This is a genomic window from Acinetobacter sp. UBA3025 (assembly GCF_002367915.1).
Lineage (GTDB): Bacteria > Pseudomonadota > Gammaproteobacteria > Pseudomonadales > Moraxellaceae > Acinetobacter.
In genome coordinates this window covers 3,984-7,537 of the sequence record NZ_DFDO01000176.1, presented here as the reverse complement: position 1 = coordinate 7,537, position 3,554 = coordinate 3,984, and the positions used below count along the sequence as shown (strand labels likewise).

2 protein-coding genes are annotated in these 3,554 nt (G+C 42.0%); both read left to right on the top strand.

Features of this window, described 5'->3' with window-relative positions; translation table 11 throughout:
* The first annotated feature begins 71 nt into the window (after positions 1 to 71).
* A complete protein-coding gene (locus B4J23_RS07415) occupies positions 72 to 842 on the top strand; it encodes a hypothetical protein (RefSeq protein WP_291359700.1) in 771 nt (256 codons plus the stop codon).
* Between the two features lie 355 nt (positions 843 to 1,197).
* Positions 1,198 to 3,396, top strand: coding sequence for an OsmC domain/YcaO domain-containing protein (locus tag B4J23_RS07410; RefSeq protein WP_291359698.1), 2,199 nt, complete (start codon positions 1,198 to 1,200; stop codon positions 3,394 to 3,396).
* The last annotated feature ends 158 nt before the right edge of the window (positions 3,397 to 3,554 follow it).

Below are 3,554 nucleotides of genomic sequence, written 5' to 3'. Positions count from 1 at the left end.
TACCCAAAGCTGGATAAGGCTGTAATTGATTTCAGTGTTATCCATTCTTTGCTTAATATAATTTATATTTTATGAGAATTTTCAAACAAACAGTCCTTTTCGGCTGTGCTGCTGTTTCTAGTATTTATTGTTTTGCAGACGATGCAGAAGCAAAAAAAATTGAAACTAGTGGAAACATCAGTGTAGTTTCTAAATACATCTCTCGTGGTCTGACCAATGCACCAGAAAATGATGACGTTGCTTTACAGGCAGCGCTGAATCTGGCTTATGGTAATTTTTATGTCGGTTACTGGGGCTCAACCTTAGGTTATTCCTATCCGGAACTGGAAGGCAAGAAGTCACATCGTCGTGATAAATTTGAACATGATTTTATTGTGGGCTATACCTATAGCAGTGAAAACTACGACTGGAATTTTTGGGATGCGACCTATTATTATCCGGGTGGCAGCCATACCACTTCAAATGAATTAGGTTTGAATGTAAGTCGTGCACTGAATGACAAGACCAGCGTGACAGCGGGTGTGTCGACCTATTTATATGATGTGGCCTATGCCAATCAGGGCGATACTTTTTATACCCTGGATCTAACCCATCAGATTAATGATAAGCTTGGTGCGCATGTCGGTGCAGCAGGTGGTTATTTTAATGATGAAGGCAAATATGAAGGTAATGAGCTGGATAATACCACAAAACAGCATGCTTTCCGTTATGCAACTGCCGGATTGAGTTATGAAGTTGCGCCGAAGTTGACCTTGTCTAGTGACTATATCTTCGGTGGTTATGACCGTTTTGGTGATAAACAGCGCGATCTCGCTGTGTTTGGTATTGGCTATGACTTTTAAGTTGGATCTTGATCTGATTTAAAAGACGCATTTCGCAGTCCATAAAATCCAGTCGGGAACAGCAAGTATCAATAAAAACAGCCTGTTCCCGGCTTAAAGCCAGATTTCCTGAATATTTAATTAACAGATATTTTGATAAATCTGCAGGAAATTCGAGCAAACATTATCAATTTCATAAAATGATTCTATAATAGCGCCCATTCTTACTCGAGCTTATCCTGAAACTGACTGGTTGAAGGTTTAACCCGGGTTATTATTATTTTTGAGTCAAATTCTCCTCCGTGATTCGGCTTGTATATTCAGATTTAGCATCTTATCTGTCCGTGGTGGCACATAAGAATATTTAGGTATCCACATGGAAATTAAGGTCAATTATCTCGATAATCTTCGTCAGGAAGCCAAGTTCGATGACTTCACGGTAATCGCCGATCAGCCGATCCGCTATAAAGGTGATGGTTCTGCGCCAGGTCCATTTGATTATTTTCTGGCATCTTCTGCGTTGTGTGCAGCTTATTTTGTTAAAGTTTATTGTGCAGCGCGTGACATTCCAACCGACAATATCCGTCTGTCTCAAAACAATATCGTCGATCCTGAAAACCGCTACAAACAGATTTTTAAAATTCAGGTCGAGCTACCGGCTGATATCTCTGAAAAAGACCGTCAGGGGATTTTGCGTTCGATCGACCGTTGTACCGTCAAAAAAGTCATTCAAACCGGTCCTGAATTTGTCATAGAAGAAGTTGAAAGCATTGATGCCGATGCGCAGGCTTTGTTGATGCCAAATCTGGCTTCAGACAGCCTGACCTGTATTCCGGGTAAAGACTTACCACTCGAAGAAACTATTGCCAATATGTCTGCGATTCTGGCAGGCCTCGGTATGAAGATTGAAATTGCGTCTTGGCGTAATATCGTACCGAATGTCTGGTCACTGCATATTCGTGATGCCCAGTCACCGATGTGCTTTACTAATGGTAAAGGTTCAACCAAAGAAAGTGCGCTGGCGTCTGCACTGGGTGAATTCATCGAGCGTCTGAACTGTAACTTCTTCTATAACGATCAGTTCTGGGGTGAAGATATTGCCAATGCAGAATTTGTGCATTATCCGGATGAAAAATGGTTCCAGCCAGGTCCAAATGGTGAATTGCCAGAAGAAGTTTTAGACGAACATACCCGTGAAATTTATGATCCTGAAGATGAATTACTAGGCACTCATCTTTATGATACTAACTCAGGTAATAAAGCACGCGGTATCTGTTCATTGCCATTTGTACGTCAGTCTGATGGTGAAACTGTATATTTCCCATCGAATCTGATTGAAAACCTGTATCTCAGTAATGGTATGAGCGCGGGCAATACCTTGGCTGAAGCTCAAGTACAATGTCTGTCTGAAATTTTCGAACGTGCGGTTAAGCGTGAAATTCTGGAAGGTGAACTGGCACTGCCGGATGTACCTGAACACGTACTGGCAAAATATCCGAAAATTGTTGAAGGTATTAAAGGCTTGGAAGAACAGGGCTTTCCAGTACTGGTCAAAGATGCTTCTTTAGGTGGCCAGTTCCCGGTGATGTGCGTGACCTTGATGAATCCGCGTACGGGTGGTGTCTTTGCCTCATTCGGTGCCCATCCAAACTTTGAAGTCGCTTTAGAGCGTAGTCTGACTGAACTGTTACAAGGTCGTAGTTTTGAAGGCCTGAATGATCTGCCAAAACCAACCTTCAGTTCAAATGCAGTTACTGAACCGAATAACTTCGTTGAGCACTTTATTGACTCAAGTGGTGTCGTATCTTGGCGTTTCTTCAGCGCAAAATCTGACTATGATTTTGTCGAGTGGGATTTCACCAATAATGGTCAAAACTCAAATGCCGATGAAGCGCAGGAATTGTTTACCATTCTGGAAGAGATGGGCCACGAGGTTTATATGGCGGTCTATCAGCATTTAGGTGCAACTGCTTGTCGTATTCTGGTGCCGGGTTATTCTGAAATTTATCTGGTTGAAGATCTAGTTTGGGATAACACTAATAAGGCGCTTTTATATCGTGAAGATATCCTGAACCTGCATCGTCTGGATGATGAACAGCTGGGAGCTCTGGTTGAACGTCTGGAAGAAGCAGATGAAGATGATTACACCGAAATCCGTACCTTGATCGGGATTGAATTTGACGAAAATACCGAATGGGGTCAGTTGACCATTCTGGAACTAAAACTCCTGATCTATCTGGCTTTACAGCAATTTGAAGAAGCTAAAGACCTGGTCGAACAGTTCCTGCAATACAATACCAACACGGTTGAACGTGGCCTGTTCTATCAGTGCATGAATGTCGTGCTTGAAGTCATTCTGGATGATGAAATGGAACTGGAAGACTATGAACACAACTTCCGCCGTATGTTTGGTGATGCCCGTATGGATGCAGTCCTCGGTTCAGTAGAAGGTACAGTACGTTTCTACGGTTTAGCTGAAACCAATATGCAGCTTGAAGGTCTGGATCGTCATCTACGTTTAATTGACAGCTACAAGAAACTGCATGCAGCGCGTGCCAAGTTTGTAGCAGCGTAGTAAGTGAAGATGATTAGCTGACTTTGCTAGTCTTTAAATCTTTAAAAAAATAGCCCATCTTAGAATGGGCTATTTTTTATATTGCTCTAACATCTTAGGAGTAATTAAAAAAAGAAAAAATAAAGGGCGCTCATTGCCGCCCATTTAAATCTTAAATA

Excerpts from the sequence above, each read along its gene's own strand:
- B4J23_RS07415 (WP_291359700.1), top strand. The coding sequence starts at position 72 with ATGAGAATTTTCAAACAAACAGTCCTTTTCGGCTGTGCTGCTGTTTCT.
- B4J23_RS07410 (WP_291359698.1), top strand. The coding sequence starts at position 1,198 with ATGGAAATTAAGGTCAATTATCTCGATAATCTTCGTCAGGAAGCCAAG.